This window comes from Chryseobacterium piscicola (genome assembly GCF_900156685.1).
Lineage (GTDB): Bacteria > Bacteroidota > Bacteroidia > Flavobacteriales > Weeksellaceae > Chryseobacterium > Chryseobacterium piscicola.
The window spans coordinates 69,329-95,831 of the sequence record NZ_FTOJ01000010.1; the positions used below are offsets into that span (position 1 = coordinate 69,329).

Annotated in this window: 27 protein-coding genes; 19 read left to right on the forward strand and 8 right to left on the reverse strand. The window is 32.5% G+C overall.

Going from position 1 to position 26,503, the window contains the following annotated elements:
• Window positions 1-42: 42 nt before the first annotated feature.
• From BW939_RS13880 to BW939_RS13890, 3 genes are all read right to left on the reverse strand, one after another.
• Complete coding sequence (locus tag BW939_RS13880; protein ID WP_076452622.1) at window positions 43-489, reverse strand: GNAT family N-acetyltransferase; 447 nt, start codon at window positions 487-489, stop codon at window positions 43-45.
• Window positions 490-1,299: 810 nt separating this feature from the next.
• Window positions 1,300-1,815: a GNAT family N-acetyltransferase gene (locus BW939_RS13885; RefSeq protein ID WP_076452623.1), complete on the reverse strand. Its 516-nt coding sequence runs from the start codon at window positions 1,813-1,815 to the stop codon at window positions 1,300-1,302.
• A 53-nt stretch (window positions 1,816-1,868) separates the two neighbouring features.
• Window positions 1,869-2,636 carry an MBL fold metallo-hydrolase gene (locus BW939_RS13890; RefSeq protein WP_076452665.1) on the reverse strand — a complete coding sequence of 256 codons (768 nt, stop codon included), beginning with the start codon at window positions 2,634-2,636 and terminating at the stop codon, window positions 1,869-1,871.
• A gap of 162 nt (window positions 2,637-2,798) precedes the next feature.
• Here BW939_RS13890 and BW939_RS13895 point away from each other — a divergent pair, with 162 nt between their 5' ends.
• Window positions 2,799-3,464: an MBL fold metallo-hydrolase gene (locus BW939_RS13895; protein ID WP_076452624.1), complete on the forward strand. Its 666-nt coding sequence runs from the start codon at window positions 2,799-2,801 to the stop codon at window positions 3,462-3,464.
• A gap of 1 nt (window position 3,465) precedes the next feature.
• On the opposite strand, the gene BW939_RS13900 is transcribed toward BW939_RS13895, so the two are convergent.
• The 5 genes from BW939_RS13900 to ffh all read right to left on the reverse strand — a co-directional run bounded on the left by BW939_RS13900 (window position 3,466) and on the right by ffh (window position 9,303).
• Window positions 3,466-4,038 (reverse strand): Crp/Fnr family transcriptional regulator, encoded by a 573-nt coding sequence (locus BW939_RS13900; RefSeq protein WP_076452625.1) that lies wholly within the window; start codon window positions 4,036-4,038, stop codon window positions 3,466-3,468.
• A 452-nt stretch (window positions 4,039-4,490) separates the two neighbouring features.
• On the reverse strand, window positions 4,491-5,324 hold the full coding sequence (locus BW939_RS13905) for a hypothetical protein (RefSeq protein ID WP_076452626.1): 834 nt from the start codon (window positions 5,322-5,324) through the stop codon (window positions 4,491-4,493).
• A 470-nt stretch (window positions 5,325-5,794) separates the two neighbouring features.
• A complete protein-coding gene (locus BW939_RS13915; RefSeq protein ID WP_076452628.1) occupies window positions 5,795-6,142 on the reverse strand; it encodes an MliC family protein in 348 nt (115 codons plus the stop codon).
• Between the two features lie 531 nt (window positions 6,143-6,673).
• Window positions 6,674-7,252 carry a hypothetical protein gene (locus tag BW939_RS13920; RefSeq protein WP_076452629.1) on the reverse strand — a complete coding sequence of 193 codons (579 nt, stop codon included), beginning with the start codon at window positions 7,250-7,252 and terminating at the stop codon, window positions 6,674-6,676.
• A 689-nt stretch (window positions 7,253-7,941) separates the two neighbouring features.
• Complete coding sequence (gene ffh, locus BW939_RS13925) at window positions 7,942-9,303, reverse strand: signal recognition particle protein (RefSeq protein WP_076452630.1); 1,362 nt, start codon at window positions 9,301-9,303, stop codon at window positions 7,942-7,944.
• Between the two features lie 449 nt (window positions 9,304-9,752).
• Between ffh and atpB the strand changes: the two genes are divergently transcribed.
• The 18 genes from atpB to BW939_RS14020 all read left to right on the forward strand — a co-directional run bounded on the left by atpB (window position 9,753) and on the right by BW939_RS14020 (window position 26,320).
• Complete coding sequence (atpB, locus tag BW939_RS13935; protein WP_076452632.1) at window positions 9,753-10,868, forward strand: F0F1 ATP synthase subunit A; 1,116 nt, start codon at window positions 9,753-9,755, stop codon at window positions 10,866-10,868.
• Between the two features lie 55 nt (window positions 10,869-10,923).
• Window positions 10,924-11,142: an ATP synthase F0 subunit C gene (locus BW939_RS13940; protein ID WP_056031560.1), complete on the forward strand. Its 219-nt coding sequence runs from the start codon at window positions 10,924-10,926 to the stop codon at window positions 11,140-11,142.
• A gap of 106 nt (window positions 11,143-11,248) precedes the next feature.
• Window positions 11,249-11,743, forward strand: a complete 495-nt coding sequence (locus BW939_RS13945) for a F0F1 ATP synthase subunit B (protein WP_076452633.1) — start codon at window positions 11,249-11,251, stop codon at window positions 11,741-11,743.
• Window positions 11,744-11,745: 2 nt separating this feature from the next.
• Complete coding sequence (gene atpH, locus BW939_RS13950) at window positions 11,746-12,285, forward strand: ATP synthase F1 subunit delta (RefSeq protein WP_076452634.1); 540 nt, start codon at window positions 11,746-11,748, stop codon at window positions 12,283-12,285.
• Between the two features lie 16 nt (window positions 12,286-12,301).
• Window positions 12,302-13,879, forward strand: coding sequence for a F0F1 ATP synthase subunit alpha (gene atpA, locus BW939_RS13955; protein ID WP_076452635.1), 1,578 nt, complete (start codon window positions 12,302-12,304; stop codon window positions 13,877-13,879).
• An 84-nt stretch (window positions 13,880-13,963) separates the two neighbouring features.
• Window positions 13,964-14,827 carry an ATP synthase F1 subunit gamma gene (gene atpG / locus BW939_RS13960; RefSeq protein WP_076452636.1) on the forward strand — a complete coding sequence of 288 codons (864 nt, stop codon included), beginning with the start codon at window positions 13,964-13,966 and terminating at the stop codon, window positions 14,825-14,827.
• Between the two features lie 215 nt (window positions 14,828-15,042).
• Window positions 15,043-16,401: a hemolysin family protein gene (locus BW939_RS13965; protein ID WP_076452637.1), complete on the forward strand. Its 1,359-nt coding sequence runs from the start codon at window positions 15,043-15,045 to the stop codon at window positions 16,399-16,401.
• Window positions 16,402-16,412: 11 nt separating this feature from the next.
• On the forward strand, window positions 16,413-16,718 hold the full coding sequence (locus BW939_RS13970; RefSeq protein WP_076452638.1) for an ATP-dependent Clp protease adaptor ClpS: 306 nt from the start codon (window positions 16,413-16,415) through the stop codon (window positions 16,716-16,718).
• Between the two features lie 219 nt (window positions 16,719-16,937).
• The gene (udk, locus tag BW939_RS13975) at window positions 16,938-17,552 is read left to right on the forward strand and encodes a uridine kinase (RefSeq protein WP_076452639.1); all 615 of its coding nucleotides are present in this window, start codon (window positions 16,938-16,940) and stop codon (window positions 17,550-17,552) included.
• 1 nt (window position 17,553) lies between these two features.
• A complete protein-coding gene (locus tag BW939_RS13980; protein ID WP_076452640.1) occupies window positions 17,554-17,910 on the forward strand; it encodes an FtsB family cell division protein in 357 nt (118 codons plus the stop codon).
• 75 nt (window positions 17,911-17,985) lie between these two features.
• Window positions 17,986-19,149, forward strand: coding sequence for a methylmalonyl-CoA mutase family protein (locus BW939_RS13985; RefSeq protein WP_076452641.1), 1,164 nt, complete (start codon window positions 17,986-17,988; stop codon window positions 19,147-19,149).
• Between the two features lie 336 nt (window positions 19,150-19,485).
• On the forward strand, window positions 19,486-20,634 hold the full coding sequence (locus BW939_RS13990; RefSeq protein ID WP_076452642.1) for a THUMP-like domain-containing protein: 1,149 nt from the start codon (window positions 19,486-19,488) through the stop codon (window positions 20,632-20,634).
• Between the two features lie 123 nt (window positions 20,635-20,757).
• Complete coding sequence (locus tag BW939_RS13995) at window positions 20,758-21,033, forward strand: hypothetical protein (RefSeq protein ID WP_076452643.1); 276 nt, start codon at window positions 20,758-20,760, stop codon at window positions 21,031-21,033.
• A 131-nt stretch (window positions 21,034-21,164) separates the two neighbouring features.
• A complete protein-coding gene (locus tag BW939_RS14000; RefSeq protein WP_076452644.1) occupies window positions 21,165-22,544 on the forward strand; it encodes a dipeptidase in 1,380 nt (459 codons plus the stop codon).
• A 132-nt stretch (window positions 22,545-22,676) separates the two neighbouring features.
• Window positions 22,677-23,600 (forward strand): T9SS-dependent choice-of-anchor J family protein, encoded by a 924-nt coding sequence (locus tag BW939_RS14005; RefSeq protein ID WP_084566669.1) that lies wholly within the window; start codon window positions 22,677-22,679, stop codon window positions 23,598-23,600.
• A gap of 81 nt (window positions 23,601-23,681) precedes the next feature.
• Complete coding sequence (locus BW939_RS14010; protein ID WP_076452646.1) at window positions 23,682-24,389, forward strand: SDR family oxidoreductase; 708 nt, start codon at window positions 23,682-23,684, stop codon at window positions 24,387-24,389.
• 192 nt (window positions 24,390-24,581) lie between these two features.
• Window positions 24,582-25,328, forward strand: coding sequence for an electron transfer flavoprotein subunit beta/FixA family protein (locus tag BW939_RS14015; RefSeq protein WP_076452647.1), 747 nt, complete (start codon window positions 24,582-24,584; stop codon window positions 25,326-25,328).
• Window positions 25,329-25,372: 44 nt separating this feature from the next.
• A complete protein-coding gene (locus BW939_RS14020; protein ID WP_076452648.1) occupies window positions 25,373-26,320 on the forward strand; it encodes an electron transfer flavoprotein subunit alpha/FixB family protein in 948 nt (315 codons plus the stop codon).
• The last annotated feature ends 183 nt before the right edge of the window (window positions 26,321-26,503 follow it).

A 26,503-nucleotide genomic window follows, 5' to 3' on the forward strand; every position in this document is an offset into this window, starting at 1 on the left:
CTTTGTGATGGTCATGTGCGCGCCAATTATTGGTATGTGCTGTTATCGGATTCGGGCTTTTTTCCAATCATCATAAGTCATTTCGAATTTAATTTCTTTTATTCCGTGCTTGCCAACTTCTGTCCAGCCGGCTTTTTTATAAAATTGTTCAGCTCTGGTATTAAAAGCTGTCCCCAACCAAACCTTATCTTTGGTCTTCGTAAAATACCAGTCCAACATGGTCTTGTGTAATGCTTGTCCAATTCCCTTTCTTTCAAATTTAGGGTCTAAAAACAAAGCCCAAATGTTATTTTCTTTTAGGTCAACAATTGCAAAGCCTACAATTTGTTTGTCAATTTCACAGACCCAGCCCTTTCCTCTTATTGTAATAAATTCCTCACAATCTTCGTCTGTCACCAAGTTTGGATTAGACAAAGTGTTTTCCGTAACCGCATTTCGTACAATTTGAATTTGTTTTATGTCTTCAATTTTTGCTTCTCTAATCATCATCTATTTCAATATTTGTTTTCTGTAATTGTTTTCTATAAATTGTTAACAGCTTGTTGTAGTTGTGTCTTTGCTCTTTAAATGATCAACAAACTCGATGTGTTTATTGTTTATAGCGTTTTCCCTCGTTTAAAAAAACAAAAAATCGGCTGTCCCATATTGGATATATTGATTTTAAAATTGTTGACATCCAAGAATATATAAAGTTTATTAAGATAAATAAGTTCTCTAAATTTTTTAGTTTGCAAATTTTTGAAATAGTTCAAAAAGTGAGGGTAGGAGAGGAGATGATTTTCTCTATTTGTGTCGAAATCATTTGCAGTTTTAGTGAAAATTTCAATAATTTATTTGTTTTTTTTTTCGGTTATTTTCATTGAATGAGTTTTGTTTGGAAAGCACATCGGATATGAAAAAACTTCTGTTTATTATAATCAAAAATAAGTAAATTAATTTGAAAATACGGGAAGAAATCAATCTTTGTAATAAAGTTGTATATCATTTTTATCGTGCGCAATCATTTGTTTTTCAATAATTTAAAGATGCTCTTTCTGAAACTAATTCAGTTCGTTTTAAAAATATTTTTTAAGAAAAACAACTGGCGTTAACTGAAAAATGAGCAACAACAGACTTTACTAATTCCTTTTTGTTTTTTAATAAAGTCCGTGATTATTATTTCATCTGACTTTGGAACACACAAGTTTTCTTGTCTTTCAGACAAAACGAAAGCTTGGTTTTTAGCGACTTGTTGTGGAGTTCAGTTCTACATTGTTTTGCAGGCTGTACAAAAAAAGTTTGAATGTTTTATTCAAATGACTATTCTACTTTTATTTGAAATAAACTTACGGTCGCCTTGTCGTAATGGGCAGGAAGTCCTTCGGTATTTTTAAGTTTCAATAAACCCAAAAAGTCAAAACCACATCTAGTGTAATAATTAATTAGACCTAAATTATAACCTACTGTGTCCATTCTAATGTATTGTTTTTGTTTTTCAATGGCATAAATTTTTGCCCATTCTACAATTTTGCCCACTAAATTTTGTCCGCGAAAATCAGGATTGGTTGCAATGCGGTGAATATAAACTGATGGGTCTTCATTTTTCTCTTCCCAAATTTGGGGATCATCAAAAGTTATCGCCCACACACAAGCAATTTTACCGTCTGCAATTATTTTCCATTGTCTGTTTTCTGAAATTTCAGTTTCTATAAGTTTTCTATCAAATTCTGGCCAATGGTTGGTAAATCTTGTCTTCTGAAAATCGGTAGCGATTTTGTATAAACGGAAAATTTCGTCGGTATCGTTACTGTTGCTATTTTGTATTTGAAAGTTCATTTTTGATTTCTATGTTTATTTTTATTTAGTGCTTCAAATAGATTTTAGCTTCTTTAATACACTCTAATCTCTCCATCATTTGGAATAAAAATCTTGTCAGAAAGTCCAATTTTTGAAACTTCTTCTTCTAATTGCTTTCTCGTTGTTGGACAATGATTTACAGCTTCTAAGTGATTTGCGATAACTTTGTTTGGTGCGTTTTTTACGAATTTTAATATGTCATCCATTCGCATTAATAAAGGTTGAAAAATATCTAATTGCGCAGTTCCACAAGCGACTACTGAAATTTCAGGTTTCAATTGTGTCAAAACTTTGTGAACATCATCTGTATAAATGGTATCCGCGCTTAAATAGATTGATTTTTCATTCGGTAATTCTACGTAAAAACCCATCACATTTCCCATTGGTTTGGCTACAAATCCGTATCCGTGAACTGCTGGAATTCCTTGAATTTTCCCACCTAAAAAAGGGCTTTCTTTCCAATATTCAACAGTTTGCGAAACGTTTAACCCTCTTTTTCTTAAGGTGGCTTCGTCTTTTATGCTACAAATCACTGGAATTTGTTTAGAGCGAAGAAAATTTTCGGCTTCTTTGTCCAAATGGTCTGGATGTAAATGCGTTATTAAACAATGCGTCGTTTTTTCAACGATTTTCATTCCGTTCTTTGGTAAATCTACGATAGGATTTCGTTGTGGTTTGAAACGGAAAAGCGTAAAAGTGGGTCCAGCTGTTCCTTTTTTTCCGAGCATCGGATCTACTAAAATGACTTTATCTTCGGTTTCTATGACCAAAGTGGCGTTTCTCAAATGATGTATTTTCATTGTTCCTAATTTTTTAATGATGAGTGCAAAGTTGCCCAATGTAAAAATATTTTCCATTGATTGAAATCAAGAAATTAAAATATTGAAGGGTACGAAATTGATTTCAATCAATGCAAACACCTTTGTTCAATACTACTTTTGCAACACTAAAAATCAGAAAAAATGAATTATAAAGTTGAAGTACTATCGAATACTATTTTTGCAACAAATTCTTACATAATAATTGATAATCATAACAATGCATTAATTGTTGACCCCAGTTTTGATCCTCAAGCAATCGAACAAAAAATTGATTTTTTAGGTTTGAAAATCGTCGGTATATTGATCACCCATTCGCATCAGGATCATATTTTTAGTGTACAATATTTTATGGATTTATACAGAGTCGATGTTTGGGCTTCTGAAAAATCAAAAGAATTGTTGAGTGATCGAATCCGAAATCTTAGTTTTATAGGTTCCGAACATTTTGGACTCGAGGAAACGATATTGGATATTCCTGTAAAAATTTTAGAAGATGAAACCACCTATCAAATAGAAAACTTTATTTTCAAAGCAGGTATTTATCCGGGACACAGCATTGGTTGCACCATTTTTGATTTTGGAGAATTGATGTTGACAGGTGATTTTATTTTCAGAGGAACGATCGGAAGAATAGATTGGCCTGGTTCTAATCCTGAAGACATGAAGAACAGTTTATTGTTATTTAAAGAGCGCTACAAAGAAATCGATATGCCCATTTTTGCCGGTCATAATGACGCTACAACCATTCAAAAAGAACTGAAGACGAACATTTTTTTATTGGATCCAAAAAATGTAAAATTATTGTAGGCTATATTCTTTTTCTAATTCTGCTCAATGTTTCGGGCGTAATTCCCAAATAAGATGCAATATGATATTGCGGAATTTGCAATAACCAATCAGGTTTATTTTTCATAATATCGAGATACAATTCTTCTGCAGTATTTACAAAATGGTTGAATTCTTCGGTTTCTTTATTGACCACAATTCGTTGGAAAATGGTTTCAATAAACAATTTGCCACAATTGTATTGGTTGGTAAAAGTCACGAATTTTTCTTTGGATAAAACCCTCAAATGCACATCAGTCAAACATTCTTGATGTTTTTTTGAAGGTGTAGCATGAGTAAACGACGAAAAATCGGTGATAAAACTTGCATTGGTGTAAAAATTAATATTTTTTTCTCTGCCGTTGGTTGCATAAAATTCCCGAATAATCCCGTGATCTAAAAATCGAAGTTCGTTTTCTGTGTTACCATTTTCTAAAATGATTTCTCCTTTTTTGTAGGATTTGATGACAAATGTATGGACAAATTCTTCTAAACCCTCTTTATTAAAAGGAAATTCATTGCTAAAAAACAGAGATAATCTGTCTGTTTCTGTCATATTTACTATTTCTTTTAGGGTTCGTTTTAAAAAGTTGCAGTTAGCGCATGTCTGTGAAAAAACCTCCGTTTATTATAATCAAAAATAGGTAAAAAATTTCAATAATTTGGGAAGGAATTCGTGTGTTTAATGATGTTACATATCACTGGAATTGCCCGCAATCAAATGGTTTTTAGGAGTTTGGAAGATTCGTTTTTTGAAGATAATCCGGTTCGCTTTCTTGATGCTTTTGTGGAAAATGATCATTGAAACTACAAAAATGCAAGAGATGCTACCAACCGCCACCAAAAAAAGCAGTCCTTCTAAAAAACTACTTTTATAAATCTGAATTCTAAAAACGACAACTCCATAAGATTACCCAATGGGGAGAAAAAGCCACCGAAGGTTCCGTGCAACGGACTTTCATTATTGGCTTTGCAAGCCCAACGAAAGCTTAGTTATTAGCTACGGTACTAATTGCATTTGAATGCAGCTATTATAGGATAATTATTTTCATTATAATTATAAGTAAATGATTTTGTTTCTTGTGATTGAAGTATATCATTTACATAATATTTTTTACTATACTTCGTATAATTATTTTTAGAAAATCTTATGAATATATAATCTTCAAATGGAACTTGAATATCTTTAAAAGGATTTTTAAATGTATCATAATTTGAATATTCTAAAATTGTTTTGGTTGTATAATTATTACCATTTATTGTGGATTTTGTAACAGATGAAAGATTACCATTTAAATCATAAATTATAATTTGATTTTCAGTCAAATCTAAGGTATCAAAAGCATCGTAATGTTTTCCAGTCACAGAAGTTATTTTATTATTAGAATCATAACTGTAGTCATATTTCATTTTAGAGCTAAGATTATAATTTAGATTTGTTGTAATAATTTCTTTTGAATTCAATCTTCCATTAATGTATGACAAGTTTTCAGTTATTTGCTCATTGTATAAATCAGGTTCCTGAATAATTTGAAAGGGCAAATTATTAGAATTAAAAATTATGGTAGTTGTAGTTTTTAGTTCTGTTGTGTATATGGGAATAGGCAATGGATTTCCTGGGCTAGACCCAGATTCAACAATTGAAAAATCTAGTTTTTTTATGATATTATTATTTGAATCATAAATATATTCAGAAGTAAACAATTCTTGACCAGTTACTTTAATGATAACGGGATTGAATTTTGTTATATAACATTTTTTTTCATTTTGAAGTATTTCGTCAGTTGAAGTATTACACGAAAAAAGGAAAAAAAGTAATAATAAATAGGTTGTTATTTTCATTTTTTATAAATATTGTAGCTAACGTCAGTCTGTAAAAAAACCTCCGTTTAATTAAATCAAAAATAGGTAAAAAATTTCAATAGTACATTGAGTGAATTTGTGTATTTATTGATGCAACACCTCACTTGGATTACCTGCAATGAAATGATTTTCAAAGTTTTGAAAGAGTCGATTTCTGAAGATCATCTACTTCGATTTATCGATACTTTCGTGGAAAATAGTAAGGTGTTTTCGGGGAAATGTGCAATGAAACGAAAAAATGCGACCAAACTCCACAAAAAAGCAGTTCTTCTAAAACTGCTTTGTATATCTACATTCTAAAAACGATTACCGTCATTGGGAGCAACGGAGCTATTTCTTTCATAAAAGCTACCAAAACTAATCTTATGAATAGCAAATTAGAAAGGTTTAATAAATTTTTATTTCTTGTTTTTCAGCGAAAAAGAAAGTTTTAGTTATTAGTGGCAGTTTTATTTTTCAAATATAGTTTTTCCGTCTTTTTTCAACACTACGTTTTCGCCTTTTCCTGTTAATTCATAATGGTCATTTTTGTACCAAATTCCTGAAGCAGGTTTTTGTCCTACTAATTCCATTGTTTCTCCATTAAAATTTATAATTACAAGGTCTTTAGTGTTGTTAAAAGTCATTTCTAATTTTTTCCCATCTTTGTCAGTCGACGAACTTTTTACAATTTCATCAACAGTTTTTTCAACTGTTTCAGTTTTTGAAGTTTCTTTATTTTCTTTTTTTGGTGATTCTTTACAAGAATTTAAAAATAATGCTGTTAGCATTGCGAATGTTAAAATTTTTTTTGTCATTTTTTCTTTGTTTTTTTGTTTATTTTTTTCAGTTTTACTTTTTAGCTCGAAAATATTGCCTCCACAGTCACTGAAAAATTTCCATTTAGGATAATCAAATATAAATAAAGAATTTTAATAATACGAAAAAAAATCTTGTTTTTAATAATGCAACACATCACTGGAATTGCCCGGAATCAAATGGTTTTTAAGAGTTTAGAAGATTCTATTTCTGGAGATAATCCAGGTTGGCTTTATTAGTGCTTTTGTGGAAAATGATCATTGAAACTACAGAATGCAAGTATTGCTACCAAACGCCACAAAAAAAGCAGTCCTTCTAAAAAGCTGCTTTGTAAATCTACATTTTGAAAACGACAACTCCATAAGATTACCAAGTGCGGAGGAAAAGCCACCGAAGGTGAGCCTGTTCAGAGTGAAGTGAAAGGATTCAATAGGCTTTACCTCAAAGTTTTTGTTTTTTTTGGTTTCGGTGATTGTTAACTCATTTCTTGTCTTTCAGACAAAACGAAAGCTTGGATATTAGCAGACATTCTATTTTTCAATTATTATTTTTATTCCAGGAATATATTTAGAGCAATCGTATTTTTTAGGAACATAAATTAATAAATCATTTTTAACTAAAAATTTTTCGTCAGTAAATTTAGAATAATAAACTTTTCTGCTTTTCGGCAAACAATTTTTAATAGTTGTTGGCTCTACAAAGTGCTGTTTTACGACAATTCCATTTTCAGTTTTTGAATTATCAAAATTCTCGCACTGCGTAGAAATTCCATTCCACAAATAGTAACATTTGTTAATATTTTCAGTTTTAAGATATAATGTATCTGAAACAATTTTCCATTTTCCCAGCGAAAATAAAGAAATTTTTGATTGATACTTTCCAGAATATTTAAAGGTGTTATTTTCAAGTAAATTTAGTTTTGCGGTTATAAAACTTAAAGAATCATTTTTCAAATCAAGTTTCCAAATTCCAACAACTTTATTAGAATTTACTTCTATTATTTTACTTTGTTTATTACAACTCGAAAGTATTAAAAATGTTAAAATTGATATTGTTATACGCATTTTTTGAAGTGTGTCTGTGAAAAAACCTCCGTTTATTTTAATCAAAAATAGGTAAAAGATTTCAATACTAAGGGAAGGAATTCTTATTTTTGATGATATAATACCACATTGGGATTGACTGCAATAAAATATTTTTTTATAATTTACCCCACTTTTTTTTCATTGTCTAAGTATATTTAAGTAATAAAAGAGCTGAGTTTACTCTTTAAAATTCTAAATAGGATAAACCAAAATTCTTATTACAATTTTCTTGCAGTTTTTGTTTTCTTGAAATAGGTCAATGGTATGTTGTTTTATAAAGTAGTTATTGATAATTGTATCAAAACTTTATACTTTGCATTAATTGAAAACTATTTTTTTTATTTGTCAATACATTTTCAATTATAAAGCGATTTATTTTTAAATTTATTCATTTTGTTGTATAGCAAGCTTAAGCTGAGTTTTTGCTTTTGTTTCATTATTAAGAGTTAATGAGGAAGATAGCTGCATAATTTTTATAAAAAGCCCCGAAAATCTGTTCCTATTGGGGGAATTGTATATATCTGTTAATATGTGCTAAAAGTTGATATATAATTTTTATTTTAAGACAGCGCATCCGTCAATTTAATTAGGTAAATATTCAATGGGAAAAATATAAAATCGGAGAAAATTATCAACTTAATAAATATGGAGATATTTTCATAAAAAAACTCTCAGACAATGCTGAGAGTTTGTATTTATACTATTGATGTCTTTTATTTTCCAAACATTCCGCCCATTCCAGGCATATTTGGCATTTTGCTCATCATTTGCATCATTTGTTTTCCTTGTGGTCCTTGCATCATTTTCATCATTTTTCCCATTTGGTCAAACTGTTTCATCAAAGCATTGACGTCTTCAATTTTTCTTCCGGCACCTTTAGCAATTCTGTTTTTTCTCTGTGTGTTGATAATAGAAGGCCTTCTTCTTTCGTCAGGAGTCATAGAGTAGATGATAGCTTCAATATGTTTAAATGCATCATCACTTATTTCAACGTCTTTAATGGCTTTTCCAACTCCAGGGATCATTCCCATCAAGTCTTTCATGTTACCCATTTTTTTGATTTGATTGATTTGCTTTAAGAAATCATCAAAACCAAATTCGTTTTTAGCAATTTTCTTGTGAAGTTTTTTTGCTTCTTCTTCGTCAAATTGCTCCTGAGCTCTTTCTACCAAAGAAACAACATCTCCCATTCCTAAGATTCTGTCTGCCATTCTTTCTGGGTAGAAAAGATCTAAAGCTTCCATTTTTTCTCCAGTTGAGATAAATTTGATTGGTTTTTCAACAACAGAACGAATCGTTAATGCAGCTCCACCACGAGTATCACCATCTAATTTTGTTAAAACAACACCGTCAAAATTTAAAGCATCATTAAACGCTTTTGCTGTATTCACAGCATCTTGACCCGTCATTGAATCAACTACGAATAGAGTTTCATTGGGTTTAATAGTAGCATGAACCGTTTTAATTTCGTTCATCATCTGCTCATCAACCGCTAGACGGCCTGCTGTATCTACAATGACTACATCGTGACCGTTTGATTTTGCAAAACTGATTGCTTTTTCGGCAATTGAAGCAGGATCAACGGAACCATCCTCTGTAAAAACAGGAACACCTATTTGCCCACCCAAAACTTTTAGCTGATCAATTGCAGCGGGACGATAAACGTCACAAGCTACCAATAATGGTTTTTTGTTTCTTTTGGTTTTTAAGTAACTGGCAAGTTTACCTGAAAAAGTGGTCTTACCCGAACCTTGAAGACCTGCAATTAATATTACAGAAGGTTTTCCTGAAAGATTGATGCCTTCCTGAGAACCTCCCATTAAAACAACCAACTCATCATGAACGATTTTTGTCATCAGCTGTCCCGGAGTAAGCGATGTTAAAACATTTTCGCCCAAAGCTCTGTCCTGAACTCTTTTCGTAAGATCTTTGGCAACTTTATAGTTAACATCGGCATCCACCAACGCTCTTCTGATTTCTTTTACGGTTTCTGCAACATTTATTTCAGTGATTTTTCCTCTTCCGGAAATGTTGTGCAGTGCCTTGTCTAATTTATCCTGTAAACTATTAAACATAAAAATAATATATAAGGTTTGCAAAAATAAGCTTTTTTTTAAGAATTTAAAACATCGTTATGTCGCTGTTTTTCAATTATAATTTTATTTTTGCAAAATGTATTTTTTTGATTGTTTTATTGTTGTTCTTTTAATGCTGATTTTTAATTCTGCTACTTATATTATATTTAAAAAATATTTGTACAGAAAAGACGATGCAGCAATGAAATTCTTGACACTTAATATCACCAAAGATTTAGTATGGCTTGTGATTTCTTTGTTGATAATCTCAAAAACAAAAGAAAATTTCTTATTACTTGTGGTATGTTTTATCATTTCATCTTTTATTATATATTTGAGTGTGATAAAACTCATTAACAAATTGTGATTTTTTTGATGATAAAAATCAATTTTTAATATTTGCAGACTCTAATAAATTCGATATATTTGCACACGATTAAAAAAGAGATATGAACAGAAAGATTTCTTCATTATTTTTCGCATTTTTATTTGTACTGATCGGTAGTTTTGCTTCTGCTCAGCACGAGAATGAAGGTGGAAAATCAGCTGAAAAAGTAGAGCACAAAGAGGGCGAAAAAGGCTTCAATGCTACAGAAATGATCATGGAGCACATCGGTGACTCAAACGAATGGCATTTATGGACTACTAAAGATGATAACGGTGAAGAGCACCACGTATCTGTTCCTCTTCCTATTATTATTAAAGATAACGAAGGTTGGCATACGTTTCTTTCTAAAGATATAGCCCACGGTCAAGAGAAAGATGGTTATACAATGCACCACGGGAAGGTGACTTCTACAAAAGGGATTAAAGAAGCAAGACTTTTCGCTTTAATTTCCGGAAAGCAGTCTGCATCTGATTCTTATTTTGACCTATCAATTACAAAGAATACTGCTTCAATGCTTATCTCTGTGATTTTTATGGCGGTTATTTTCATCGGAATGGCTAGAAACTATAAAAAATCTCAATTACCAAAAGGAGCAGGGAGGTTATTAGAACCTGTTATCGTTTTTATTAGAGACGAAGTGGCTATTCCAAACATCGGATCTGTAAAGTATAAAAGATATATGCCTTATTTATTGACTGCATTTTTCTTTATCTGGTTTAATAACCTTTTCGGATTGATTCCTTTCTTTCCATTCGGCGCAAACTTGACAGGAAATATTGCAATTACATCAGTGTTGGCTGTTATTACTTTGTTAATTACATTATTCAGTGCTAATAAAGATTACTGGAAACACATCTTTATGCCACCAGTACCTTTATTATTATACCCGATTATGGTTCCTATTGAAATCATCGGGATTTTCACAAAGCCTTTTGCATTGATGATGCGACTTTTTGCCAACGTAACGGCAGGTCACATTATGATTTTGGCGATTATCTCTTTGATTTTCATCTTCAAATCTCCTTTATTAGGATTTGCATCTGTACCATTGGCTTTGTTTGTATCGGTACTTGAATTATTGGTAGCCGCTTTACAGGCGTATATCTTTACAGTATTATCCGCATTATTTATCGGTATTGCAGTGCAAGATCACCACCACGAAGAGCACGCACACTAATTTTTTTTTAAAAACAGAATTTAAAATATTTTTTAACTAATATAATTTATTTATTATGGACATGTCAACTGGAGCAGGTTTAGTTTACGTAGGAATTGGTTTAGCAGTATTAGGCGTAGGTCTTGGTATTGGTAAAATCGGAGGTCACGCAATGGATGCTATCGCTAGACAGCCAGAGCAAGCTGGTAAGATTCAAGGAGCAATGCTTATTGCTGCTGGTCTTATCGAAGGTGCTGGTCTTATTGCGATTATCTTTGGTGCTTTCATCAAGTAATCTATCCTCAAAAAAAAATATTCTTAGCAGTAATGCGGTTGGCAGCTGCTAAGGATTTTTTTAAAAAATGATCCATTAAAATTACATTTAAAAAGAACTTACAGATATGGGAATTATAGAACCTGGAATTGGCCTTTTGTTTTGGATGACGCTTACTTTTGTAATCCTGTTATTTCTCTTAGGGAAATTTGCATGGAAACCAATTGTAAATGCAGTAAACGAAAGAGAAACATCTATTGTTGATGCATTGAATCAAGCTAAATTGGCTAAAAAAGAAATGGAAGACTTGAAGTCTGACAACGAGAGAATTCTTCGTGAGGCTAAAATCGAAAGAGACGGTATCTTAAAAGAAGCAAGAGAGATCAAAGAAAGAATCGTTGCTGAAGCTAAAGATATTGCTAAATCTGAAGGAGAAAAAATGATTGAAGCAGCTAAACAAACTATTACTTCTGAGAAAAATGCTGCTATGGCAGATATCAAATCTCAAATCGGTACATTGTCTGTTAACATTGCAGAATCTATTTTGAAGCAAAAGCTTGATAATAGCGAAGCACAAAACGAGCTTGTTCAAAATTATTTAAACAAATCTAATCTTAACTAAGAATGCTTACATCTAAAGTAGCTAAAAGATACGCACAGGGATTGCTCGAGTTCACCAATGAATGCGGGCAGACGGCTACTGTATTTTCTGAAATGAAAGATGTGAAGAAACTGATGTCTGAATCTGAGGATTTAAACAAATTTTTCAAAACACCTTACATTGATGCAAAAAAGAAAGTAGAGGTAGCAAAAGAGATTTTTAAAGGATTATCGCCGGTTTCGCAGAATTTGATCACTTTGGTCATCAAACACGGACGTGAAAATCATTTGAAAAATATAGCTCAAGAGTTTATTAATAAAGTTGAAGACATCAATGGAGTGCAGAGAGTAACTCTTACCACTGCTACTGAGCTTTCTAAAGATAATCTCGATGAGATTTTAAAATCATCCAATTTGGTTAAACCAAATTCAAACTTTGATATTAATGTAATTGTAAAACCTGAAATTTTAGGAGGTTACATTTTAAGAGTAGGAGACCAGCAGGTAGATGCCTCTGTGAAATCTAAGCTTAACAACATCAAAAAAGATTTTCATTTAAATTAAAAAAAACAACCATACAATGGCAGAAATAAATCCAGCAGAAGTATCTGCGATCTTAAAACAGCAATTGGCCAACTTCGATACTCAATCAAACGTTGAGGAAGTAGGTACAGTTCTTACCATCGGTGATGGTATCGCTCGTGTTTACGGGTTAGAAAATGTACAATACGGAGAGTTGGTAAAATTTGCTAGCGATGTAGAGGGTATTGTACTAAACTTAGAGGAAGACAACGTAGGTGTGGCTCTTCTAGGTGAAAGTAAATTGGTGAAAGAAGGAGACACCGTAAGAAGAACAAACAGAATCTCTTCTATTAAAGTAGGAGAAGGTATGTTGGGTAGAGTAGTTGATACTCTTGGTAACCCTATCGACGGTAAAGGTCCTATCACAGGTGAATTGTACGAAATGCCATTGGAAAGAAAAGCTCCTGGTGTTATCTACAGACAACCAGTAACTGAGCCTCTACAGACAGGTATCGTTGCAATTGATTCTATGATCCCTGTAGGAAGAGGTCAGAGAGAGCTTATCATTGGTGACAGACAAACAGGTAAAACTACTGTTGCTATTGATACAATCATCAATCAAAGAGAATTTTTTGATGCAGGAAATCCTGTATATTGTATATATGTTGCCATCGGGCAAAAAGCTTCTACAGTAGCACAGATTGTGAAAACTTTATCTGATAAAGGTGCTTTAGCTTATACAGTAATTGTTGCTGCTAACGCTTCAGATCCAGTTCCGATGCAGGTTTATTCTGCAATGGCTGGTGCATCTATCGGAGAATTCTTCAGAGATACTGGTAGACCTGCATTAATCATTTATGATGATTTATCTAAACAAGCAGTTGCTTACCGTGAGCTTTCTCTACTATTGAGAAGACCACCGGGCCGTGAAGCTTATCCTGGAGACGTTTTCTATCTTCACTCAAGATTATTGGAAAGAGCTGCAAAAGTAATCGCTGATGATAAAATTGCAAGCCAAATGAATGATTTACCTGAGTCTTTAAAACCAATCGTGAAAGGTGGTGGGTCATTAACTGCACTTCCAATTATCGAAACTCAAGCTGGTGACGTTTCTGCATATATCCCGACAAACGTAATCTCTATTACAGACGGACAGATTTTCTTGGAAACAGACTTGTTCAACTCAGGGGTTCGTCCGGCAATCAACGTAGGTATTTCTGTATCTAGAGTTGGAGGTAATGCTCAAATCAAATCAATGAAAAAAGTTTCTGGTACTCTTAAATTAGACCAGGCACAGTATAAAGAATTGGAAGCTTTCGCTAAATTCGGTTCAGACCTTGATGCTTCTACTTTAGCAGTTATCTCTAAAGGTGAAAGAAACGTAGAGTTGTTGAAGCAACCAGTAAATTCTCCGCTTCCTGTAGATACTCAGGTGGCAATGATTTACGCTGGTACAGAGAACTTAATGAGAAACGTTCCTGTAAAAAAAGTAAAAGAATTCCAGATAGAATATATCTCTTTCCTAAGATCTAAGCACCCTGAAACTATGGCTGCTTTGAAAGCTGGAAAAATAGATAATGATATTACAGCAGTTCTTAAGCAGGCTGCTAATGATTTAGCTTCAAAATATAATTAATATTTGGTTTTTAGTGTTAAGTGTTTAGTTTTAAAATTTTCTAAAGCTAAACACTAAACGCTAAACACTAAAAACTGTTACAAAATGGCAAACTTAAAAGAAATACGAGGAAGAATCAGTTCAATTTCATCTACGATGCAAATCACTCGTGCTATGAAAATGGTTTCGGCAGCGAAATTAAAGAAAGCACAAGACGCAATTGTAATGCTGAGACCGTATTCTGAAAAACTTCAGGAGATTATTCAGAATGTGAATGCAAGCTCTGATGCTGATCAGGTTTCTGTTTACGCTCAAAAAAGAGAAGTGAAAAAAGTACTTTACATTGCTGTTACTTCAAACAGAGGTTTGGCAGGTGCTTTCAACTCATCCATTGTAAAAGAATTGAATATTCAGTTTCAAAATAATTCTCAACACGATATCGAAGTGCTTACCATTGGTAAAAAAGCTTATGATGCAGTGAGAAGAAGCCGTAAAGTATATTCTAATGATAGTGCGATTTTTGAAAATTTGAACTTTGATTCTGTAGCAAATGTTACGGAGGGCGTAATGAAAAGCTTTAGAGAAGGTGCTTTTGATGAAGTGTATGTAATCTACAATAAATTTGTAAATGCAGCTACTCAAGAAGTAACTACAGAGCAACTTTTGCCAATCTCAATGCCCGACAACCAAGAAGCACCCGTAGAAACAGATTATATCTTTGAACCCAACAGAGCAGAGATTTTGGATAATTTAATTCCTAAATCTATCAAAACTCAATTATTCAAAGCTGTTTTAGATTCTGTAGCTTCTGAGCATGGAGCCAGAATGACAGCAATGCATAAAGCAACAGATAATGCACAAGAGTTGAAAAACGACTTGGTTATTTTCTACAACAAAGCAAGACAAGCTGCCATTACAAACGAAATCTTAGAAATCGTTTCAGGAGCAGAAGCTTTAAAAAACTCTTAATATTTTATTTTGAAATATATAAAAAGCACCGGTATTATCGGTGCTTTTATTGTTATGATTGATGTTGGTAGTTTTGATTTAGAATTTGAATATAAAACAATAAGTTTTCTGTAATCCTTGAGTTTTGTGTATTATCCTAAAACTTGAATTTTAAATCTTAAACTCTTTGTAAATATATTTTAACTATCTTTGTAAGATAAATTTATAATTTCTAAATGGACTCTGACATAGTCAGGCTTTTATTAGCCTTATTTCTTGTTTTACTAAATGGCTTTTTCGTAGCCGCAGAATTTTCAATTGTTAAAGTTCGTTATTCGCAAATTCAGATCAAAGCTGCCGAAGGAGATTCTATGGCAAAACAGGCTGAACATATCATTAAACATTTAGACGAATATCTATCTGCAACACAACTTGGGATTACTCTAGCTTCACTTGCTTTGGGGTGGGTAGGCGAAAGTGCAATGCACCACGTAATAGACAATCTATTTCATTCTTTGAACATTAATTTCAGTGAATCTACAGTTACTACTATTTCTGTTGTAATAAGTTTCATAATTATCACTGTAATGCACATTGTCTTTGGTGAATTAATTCCTAAATCTATAGCAATTCGAAAAGCAGAAGCAACCACCATGGCAACGGCTGTTCCATTGAGAGTTTTTTATACTGTTTTCAAACCATTTATTTGGTTGATGAATTTAATGTCTAACGGAGTTTTAAGATTAATGAAAATTCATCCCGCTTCTGAACAAGAAATTCACTCTACAGAAGAACTCCAGCTCTTGGTAAAACAATCTGCCGATAGTGGAGAAATTGAAGAAGAAAACTACGAAATCATAAAAAACGCTTTTGATTTTACAGACCATTCTGCAAAGCAAATAATGGTTCCACGACAAAATATCACATCTATTAATTTTGATGAAGATGTTAACAGCATCATCAATGAAATTATGGATAGTGGATATTCTCGTATTCCTGTTTACGAAAATTCTATTGATAATATCGTAGGAATTCTTTATACAAAAGAAATTATAAGAGAATTTGTTAAACGAAAAGGAGAATTGACGCACGCTGATCTTACTGAGCTGATGCGCGATGCGTTTTTTGTAGTGGGAAGCAAGAAGATTTCAGATTTATTGAAAATTTTTCAACAAAAAAAGCAACATTTAGCTATTGTAATTGATGAGTTTGGCGGTACGGAAGGAATTATTACTCTAGAAGATATTCTTGAAGAATTGGTTGGTGAAATTCAAGATGAAGATGACGATGAAGATAAAGTAGTTGATAAAATTGATGACAGTACTTATTGGATTCAGGCAACACAGCCTTTAGATGAAATTAACGAGTTTTTACCTAGAAAACTTCCATTAGCCGAAGAAAGCGAGTTCAATACTTTAGCTGGGCTTATTCTGCATGCTTTAGCAGATATTCCTGAAGAAAATCAAGAATTTGAATTAGAATATTACCATGGTAAAATTCTAAAAATGAATAATAAAAGCGTTGAGTTAGTTGAATTGGTTTTTAAAGATTCTGATGATGTCAGTGATCTTGCAGAAAAAATTGGAGAAGTTTAAAATCTTAAAAAATGCCTTTTAATCATAATATAAAAAACTATGAAAATCCAAAACGTCAGTATGAAGAAGATGTTTTGGTGCTTGAAAATATAGATGAAGTTTATAAATTAGTCCTTCATGATGATGATATACATACTTTTGATTATGTAATTGATGCATTAATCATCGCATGCAAGCATAGTCCGGAGCAGGCTGAGCAATGCACAATGCTGGTGCATTTCAAAGGAAAATGTACGGTAAAAACTGGGTCAATGGATGTTTTGAAACCTATGCACGAAAAATTAATTTCAAAACAACTAACTAGCGAAATTGTTTAAAATATAAACTCCGACATTTGTTGGAGTTTTTTTATTTTAATAATTGTATATCGTCCTTTCAGAACTTCGCTCATTAATGTTTTTATACCATAATGCTTTACCGGATGCTGTTGATTTTATCTTGTAAAGACTTCTGTATAGGCTGCAAGTACTTCAAAATTCCAATTTACTGCTTCCTACTTATAAATAAAATATTATATTTGTACAAACTATATTAGAATGCTTGTAATAGGAATTGCCGGTGGTACAGGATCTGGCAAAACTACAGTTGTTGATAAGATTATTCAGCAGCTTGATATTGATGGGATGAATATGCTTTCTCAGGATAATTATTATAATGATAATCACAATCTTACACTTACAGAAAGAGAAGCATTAAACTATGATCATCCGAAATCGATAGACTTTGATTTGTTATTAAAGCATGTAAAAGCCTTGAAAAATAATGAATCTATTGAACAACCCATTTACAGCTTTGTAACACACGGTAGAACCGGAGATCATATCACCGTAGAACCGAAAAATGTTTTGGTAGTTGAGGGTATTTTGGTTTTAACGAATAAAGAATTGCTGAAAGAATTTGACCTTAAAGTATTTGTTCATGCAGATTCAGACGAAAGACTTATAAGAAGAATTCGAAGGGATACACAAGAGCGAGGAAGAGATTTAAATGAAGTTCTGCACCGTTATCAAACTACTTTGAAGCCAATGCATCAAGAATTTATTGAACCTTCAAAAAACGAAGCCGATTTAATTATTCCCAATATGAAACAAAATTCTGTAGCTATTGATTTTCTCACAACTGTCATTAAAAATTCGCTTAAAAAACACTAAAATGAAAGAAAGTAATCTGATCAAGGAAATACAACCGCAGTCTGATACTATAAAATTTGTCAGAAAATATGTGTTAAATAAATACACAATTACAATTTGTCTTTTCTTGGTTTGGATGGTATTCTTTGATAAAACTTCTTTTCTCGTAATCCACGAAATAAACGGGGAAATTAATAAATATGAAGAGCAGCTTACGTTTTATAAAAGCGAATACGAAAAGAATGATAAATTTTATAAAAAGCTGATGAATAACAAAGACGAGAAAGAAAAATACGCCCGAGAAAATTATTTTATGAAAAAACCAAACGAAGAAATCTTTATTCTCGTTGCAGACAGTACAAACATTGCGAAAAAATAAATTGCGAATCAAATAGGTTCCAATTTTAGAATCAATCTTATACGCAAAATTACTCATTACCATTACTCATCACTTATGTCACATACTGAAACCTTTACCAATTGGGAAAATTTAGTCAAAAAACAACTTAAAACTGAAGATATCGAATTTGTTTTAAGAAAAGAAAATTTGGAAGGAATTGAAGTAAAGCCTTTCTATAATTCGGTACAAAAGCCATTAGTCAGCTTACCTAAAATTGAAGAAAGTACGCATCTAGTGGCAAATTATCATGAAAGTTTGGAAGAAGATGTTTTTGCTTTTTTACTCAAAGAAAATGTTGAAAATTTAGTTGAAAAAACCATTTTTATCAACAATAAAGATTTAGCAGAACACATAAGCCCGGCAGATGAAGATCAATATTTTTCACTCATAGATGTATTTGATGAAAAAATAGCTGAAATAAATGACCAGCTAGTGAAAGAATTGTTTGCAAAACAGTTTAAAAGAAATATTTGTGTAGATATTTCTCTTCATCAAAACGCAGGAGCTTCCATTTATCAACAACTGGGTATCGCTCTCGCAAAGACAAAAGAACTCAGTGAAATCTACGGTACAGATGTCTTAAATAAACTGATATTTAAAATTGCCATAGGAGGAAACTATTTCTTTGAAATGGCAAAGATTCGAGCTTTTAAATTGGTTTTTAATCAGTTTTCAAAAGAAGTTGATTTAAATTTAATTCCATATATCTTCGCAGAAACATCGCTTAGAAACAAATCGGTTTCAGACAGTGAAAATAATCTAATACGATCCACTTTAGAATTGGCTTCGGCTATGATTGGCGGTGCTGATGCAGTTTATAGCAACAATTATCAAATAGATAATACTACCGAGAATTCAGAAGAAATTTCATTTAAACAACAGATTGTTTTAGCCTATGAAAGTATCATCAATGTATTTGAAGATGCATCAAACGGAAGTTATTATATAGAAGACATCACACAACAAATTGCAGACAAATCTTGGCAGTTCTTCCTCGAAATTGAAAATAATGGAGGGTATTTAGCGTCTTTAAAAAAGGGGATTCTTCAGGAAAAAATCTACAACCAAGCTGTTGAAGAGCAAAAATGGGTAGAACAAGGAAAAATAAAACTAATTGGAGTGAATTTATATCCAAAATTGGAGGTTAAAAAGTCTGTTGAAGAGCTTTATAATACAAAAGAAATTAAACCAGTGCGTTGGGCTGAAATGTTTGAATAATGTCTTAAAAAGATTTTCTAAATTAGTGTTGAATAATAAGACTACTATTTTTTAATAAGCAAGAGCAATATCTAATTTTCGGAACTTGCACGGAATTCATAATTTTTTCTGATATCGAATTTTTGAAATTGTTTATCAAAATGCTTTAAAAATTGGATTTAGAAAAGTAGTTAATTTTCAATAAAAAATAAAAAGTAAGACCCAGTTTATTAAGGGACTGTTCTTCTCCAAAGATTTTATGAAAAATTGCTTAAACAATCAATTATTTAAACGTTTTGAGCAATAAATTAAATTGCAAATCCCTGTTTTACAATACTAACTATTAAAAAAAGATTCGTGTACTCGTGGCATTCAAACGAAGAAATTCAAAAGTATATTGCTGAAAATCTAAATACAGATCTGCATTTGTTATTATTGAAAAAATCGAAGTTTCCTGATGTTTCAATGCAGGAAATAGTTCAACAAATAAAAGGGAAACAAGTGGCACAAAAAAAGTTTCCATTCCTTTTAAAAGACGGTATTATTTTCCCACCCCAGCTTAGCTTAGAGCAATCTTCCTCAGATAAAACGGCTGTTTATAAATCTCAACTTCTAAAAGGGGAAAAATTTTTAGATTTAACGAGCGGTTTTGGTATTGATGCTTACTATCTTTCAGAAAATTTTAATGACATCACTTTGGTCGAACAAAATCCTGAACTTTTAAAAATTGTAGAACATAATTGGGCTGTTTTAGGGAAAAAAGCCAAGTTTATCAATCAAAAATTAGAAGATTTTCTTACTCAAAATACAGAAAGTTTTGATGTCATTTATCTCGATCCCGCAAGAAGAGATCATCAAAAGAATAAAGTTTTTCTTTTAGAAGATCTTTCTCCAAATATTCTGGAAATTCAGGATAACCTGCTGTCAATTTCTATGCAAGTCGTTATTAAGCTTTCGCCTTTGATTGATTTAAAATACCTCGTTTCTGTTTTAAAAAATATTTCGAGAATCGATATCATAGCGGTGAAAAATGATGTGAAAGAAATTGTAGTTTTTCTCTCAAAAAATCATTTAGGAGAAATCATTTGCAACTGCGTTAATCTAGAAAGCGAAGAAAATGCGTATAGTTTTGAAATTAATGCAGAAAAAAATGCCAGTGCAGAATATTCTGAACCACAAAGATTTATCTATATTCCGAATAATACGATATTAAAAGCAGGGGTTTTTAATTTAATTTCTGAAAAATTTCAAATAAAAAAACTTCATTCGAATACGCATTTGTACACATCAGAATATGAAATAAATAATTTCCCAGGACGAGTTTTTGAGATGGAAGTTATTGAGGCAAAGGAGATTAAAAAGAAAGAGCAATTTAATATTATTTCAAAAAATCATCCATTAAAGCCAGAAGATATTAAAAAAAAATATCAACTAAAAGATGGTGGAAATAGGTATCTAATTTTTACACAGTCCAAAAAAGGAAAAATAATATTAAAATCACTATAAAAATGTTGCCGAAAAATGCAATATTTCTTACTTTTGAACTGTAAAAAAAATATTGAACTGGCTTTATCGTTTTTCTGAATGACGAAGCAATTTCAAAATACATTTTAAAATATAAATCTGTATATGAAAAAATTAATGATAGGTTTGGCACTTGCAACAGTAGTAGTAAGCTGCAAAAAAATTCAAGCTGGTGGAAACAAAAATACTCTGAAATTGGAAGAAGGTGTTGAAAGATATTCTGATGATCACCAAGGTGGTGGCGATGCTCACGGGCACGCAGCTGCACCAGCTCATCATGAAGCTGATTCTGCAAAGCATCAAACCGAAGAAGCTCATAAAAAAGACAGCGCAACGGTTGCAAAACCAGCTGAAGCACACGCACCCGCTGCTTCACACTAATTTAAAAGAAAGAGAAATCTATACTATCCTGCATTTTTGCAGGATATTTTCGTATAAATAAATTGAAAAATGTAGAATTTTCTTTGTTCCTCAATTCAATTTTTTTACTTTTAGCAAAATAAAAATTTACAATGCAAGAGACTTTAAAATACATCAGCGAAAACAAATTGCGTTTCGTAGATGAATTATTTGAATTACTTAGAATTCCCTCAATATCAGCTGATCCGGCTTATAAAAATGATGTCTTGAAATGTGCAGAAGTTGTTGCTTCCTATCTAAAAACTGCCGGAGCAGATAAAGTAGAAATTTGTAAAACCGAAGGTTACCCTATTGTATTTGGTGAAAAAATAATCAACCCAGAACTTCCTACTGTGCTGGTATACGGCCATTATGATGTACAGCCTGCTGATCCTTTGGAGTTATGGACAAAACCGCCTTTTGAGCCTTATATCGAGAAAACAGATCTGCATCCTGATGGGGCTATTTTTGCAAGGGGATCTGCTGATGATAAAGGGCAGTTTTTCATGCACTTGAAAGCTTTTGAAGCAATGATGCAAACCAATACAGTTCCTTGTAATGTGAAATTTATTATTGAAGGGGAAGAAGAAATAGGCTCTGTAAGTTTAGGCAATTGGGTGAATGAAAATAAAGAAAAACTTTCTTGTGACTGTATTTTGATCTCAGATACACATATATACAGCAATGAGCAACCCACTGTTACTACAGGTTTAAGAGGTTTGAGCTACGTGGAAGTAGAAGTGGAAGGGCCAAACAGAGATCTGCATTCTGGGCTTTATGGTGGTGCGGTTCCCAACCCGATTCATATTTTGTCAAGAATGATTGCTAAATTGATTGATGATGATGGTAAAATCACCATAGATGGTTTTTACGACAACGTAGATGTTGTTTCTGATGAAGAAAGAGCAGATATGAATAAACTTAAAGATAATCCCGAAGAATTTAAAAAATCAATCGGACTAAGTGGTGTGGAGGGTGAAAAAGGCTATACTACTTTAGAAAGAACCTCAATTCGACCTACTTTAGACTGCAACGGAATCTGGGGAGGTTATACCGGGGAGGGTGCAAAAACTGTTATTCCTTCTAAAGCTTCTGCTAAAATATCAATGCGTTTAGTGCCTTACCAAACGCCTGAAGAGATTACAGAAAAGTTCACAAAATATTTCCATAAAATTGCTCCAGATAATGTGAAAGTTAAAGTAACACCACACCACGGAGGAATGCCTTACGTTTTACCAACTGATACCAAAGAATTTTTAGCAGCAAAAACAGCGATGGAAACAGCTTTTGGCAAAGAAGTTTTGCCGTACAGAGGAGGTGGAAGTATTCCTATCACTGCTATGTTTGAGAAGGTATTGGATGCAAAATCAGTTTTGATGGGCTTTGGATTAGATTCTGATGCCATTCATTCTCCAAATGAACATTATGGCTTATTCAACTTTTATAAAGGCATTGAAAGCATTCCACTATTCTTCGAAAATTACGTTAAATAAAGTGTAATCTATTTTATTATATTTAAATCCTTAAGAATTTTTTCTTGAGGATTTTTTTATTTTTTAACATTTATTTTGTGGTTATTTCATTGATAATTACTACATTTACTTAATTAATGCAAAATTTTAATTATGAAAAAAATTCTATTAATTTGTTCTTTAATGTCATTGGGATTTACAAATGCCCAGTTCACCAATGTTTATAATTATGGTTTTAATGCTGCTTTTGGTTCAGATTGGACGGTTACTAACCAAAGTTCACCTGCAGGAGCTAGTACTTGGACCAATTCAACCTATGCTGTACCACTTACTGCTGCCATTTTTGGAAGTGGAAACACAACTACCGTTCCCGTAGGTCAATCTGGAGGAAATAATTCATTTGCACTTGTTAATTTTAATAGCACTACTGGTGCAGGTATTATAAGTAATTGGCTTATCACTCCAGTTGTGAATGTAAAAGACGGAGATGTTGTAAGTTTCTTTACCAGAAAAGGAACAGATGGAACTCAAGATTATCCGGATCGTCTTGAATTGAGATACAGTGTTGTAGCAAGTACCGTAAACCCAACAGGCGGCTCGGCAGGATTGGGTAGTTTTACTAATGTAGGAGTTACCGTAAATCCGGCATTAGCCACGGGGTTTGTATATCCTAAGGTTTGGACGAAATATCAGTTTGCTATTACTGGTATCGGTACAACAGAAATTCCTGTAAAATTTGCATTCAGATATTTTGTTACAGACGGAGGGCCATCGGGTAATAATTCAGATTTGATAGGGATAGATACCTTTTCTGTTGACAGACCTATTCTAAGTGTTTCAGATGCAAAAACCAAAAATAAAGCGGTTTCAATTTATCCAAATCCAACCTCAGATTTCATCAACTTTAAAACAGACGATAAAATTATTAAAACTGAAGTTTTTGATGCGGCTGGTAAAAATATAAATGTTTCTTTAGAAGACAATCAACTCGATGTAAGAAAACTCCCGGCTGGACAATACGTAATAAGTATTGAAACTTCTAATGGGAAATTTACTGAAAAATTTATCAAAAAATAAATTACTGATAAATATTAGTATCAATAAAACGCTCCAATTGGAGCGTTTTTGTTATTTTAGAGAAATCAAAAATTTTAAATAATGATTCAAAATAAAGTAGCTTACATCACAGGCGGAACCAAAGGAATCGGCTTTGGGGTCGCTGAAAAATTATTGAAAAACGGAGTTTCTGTAGCATTTTCGGGAAGAAAAAAAGAAGATGTAGAAAATGCAGTTGAAGCTTTAAAGAAAATCTCAGAAAATGTTTTGGGAATTGTGTCAGACGTCAGAAATTTGAATAATGAAAAAGAAGCCGTCAATTTAACTGTAGAAAAATTCGGGCAATTAGATTTCGTGATTGCTAATGCTGGTTTAGGGATTTTTAAACCTATCGATGAATTAAGTTCCGAAGAGTGGAATTCTATGATTGAGACCAACTTGACAGGTGTTTTTCATACTTTAAAAGCTTCAGTTGAAGAATTGAAGAAATCTGAAGGATATTACATTACCATCTCTAGTTTAGCAGGCGCAAATTTTTTTGAAAACGGAACAGGTTACAATGCTTCAAAATTTGGGGTGGTAGGCTTTACACAAGCTGCAATGATAGATTTAAGAAAATACAATATTAAATCTACTGTGATTATGCCTGGTTCTGTTGCTACTAATTTCAATGGAAATGTTCCCTCAGAAAAAGATGGATGGAAAATTCAACCGGAAGATATGGGTGATTTGGTGGTGGATATTTTAAAAATGAATCCAAGAGTTTTACCGAGCAAGATAGAGTTTAGGGCGTCAAAACCAAAGAGTTGAATAGTTATAATGCGCTGAATAATAATTAAATAAGTATTATGCATGCATAATATATTTTTTATTTATATTTACAAAACTTAACAAACAAGAATTACTACTTCAATTTAATCATCTGTTGTAGTAAAAAGCAAAATATATAATTTATGAAACCCTACGGTTGCATAGGATAAATAAAAATAATTAAAACAACATATGAAAATATTAGTTTGTATTAGTAGTGTTCCTGATACTACTTCTAAAATTAACTTTACAGCAGACAAATCTGCATTCGACAAAAACGGAATTCAGTGGGTAATCAATCCACTAGACGAATTTGCTTTAACAAAAGCCATCAAATTACAAGAGTCTCAAGGCGCTACAGTAACGGTGGTGAATGTAGGTGATGCTACTACAGAACCAGTAATAAGAAAAGCTTTAGCAATAGGTGCAAATGATGGTGTAAGAGTAAATCTAGACCCAAAAGACAGCTATTCTACAGCAAAAGAAATTGCATCTGTAGCTCAAAATGGAGGTTATGATTTAATACTTTGCGGAAAAGAATCTATCGATTATAATGGTGGTTCTGTACCGGGAATGGTTGCTCAATTATTGAATCAGCCTTTCGTAAATGCATCAGTTGGTTTAGATGTAAACGGTAGCGAAGCTACTGCGGTAAGAGAAATTGAAGGAGGAAAAGAAACAATTTCTGTGAAATTACCTGCTGTAATTGCTGGACAAAAAGGATTGGTTGATGAGAAAGATTTAATTATTCCAAACATGAGAGGAATTATGTCTGCAAGAACTAAACCTTTACAAGTAGTTGAGCCAACTTCTTCTGAAGTGAAAGTTCAGGGAGTTACTTATGATTCAGTTCCTCCAAGAGCAGCCGTGAAAATTGTTTCTCCTGATAATTTAGATGAATTGGTAAGATTGCTTCACGAAGAAGCTAAAGTTATCTAATCTTTTAATTATTATTTTTTTTTTTAATCTTAAATTCAAGAAAAATGGCAGTATTCGTATACGCAGAAAATATAAACGGAGTTTACAAAAAAGCAGCTTTTGAAGCGGTTTCTTATGCTAAAGCAGTGGCAGATCAGGCGGGTGATACCGTGACGGCAATTTCTGTAAACCCAACAGATTCTTCAGATTTATTATATAAGTATGGAGCAACAAACGTAATCAGCATTAAAGACGAAGGTCTTAAAAATTTCTCAGCAAAAGCTTATGCTCAAGCAGTAAGTGAAGTGGCAGACGGCAATATTCTTGTTTTTCCTCACACTACAGATGCTTCTTCAGTAGCTCCAATGTTGGCTGTAATGAAGAATTTTTCTTTAATCACCAATGTTCTGGAAGCTCCAGAAAGCCAGTCTCCCTTTCAAGTAAAAAGAAAAGCTTTCTCTGGGAAAGGTTTTATGCATGCAAAAGCTGAAGGAACAGGTGTAATTCTTACTGTTTCTCAAAATGCTTTCGGTGTGAAAGAAAATGCAGTTTCTGGTTCAGAAGAGGTGAAAAATCTTTCTGTTGCTAATGAAGACACAAAAGTAATTTCTCACGAACAGAGTTCAGGAAAATTAGACTTAAAAGAAGCTGAAATAGTAGTTTCCGCAGGAAGAGGATTGAAAGGTCCTGAAAACTGGGGAATGGTAGAAGATTTGGCTAATGTTTTAGGTGCTGCAACAGCTTGCTCAAAACCGGTTTCAGATATCGGATGGAGAGGGCACAACGAGCACGTAGGGCAAACGGGTAAAGCAATTTCTCCAAATTTATATATTGCCATAGGTATTTCTGGGGCTATTCAGCATTTGGCTGGTGTAAATTCTTCTAAAACTATCGTGGTAATCAACAGTGATGCTGAAGCTCCTTTCTTCAAATCTGCTGATTATGGTGTAGTGGGAGATGCTTTCCAGATTATCCCTGCATTAACTGAAAAAATTAAAGCAATCAGAGGTTAAAAACTGAATAGTGAAAGATTATTTGCTTCTATTGTCAATTTTTAATCATTCATTTGCTCAGCAAAATTGATATAGAAAATAAAAATTACTATTAATTTATCTCAATAAATATAATAAAAGCTCGGCTTCCGGGCTTTTATTTTTGTCTAAAAAGTAAAACCTACAATAAAAAATTAATTTATA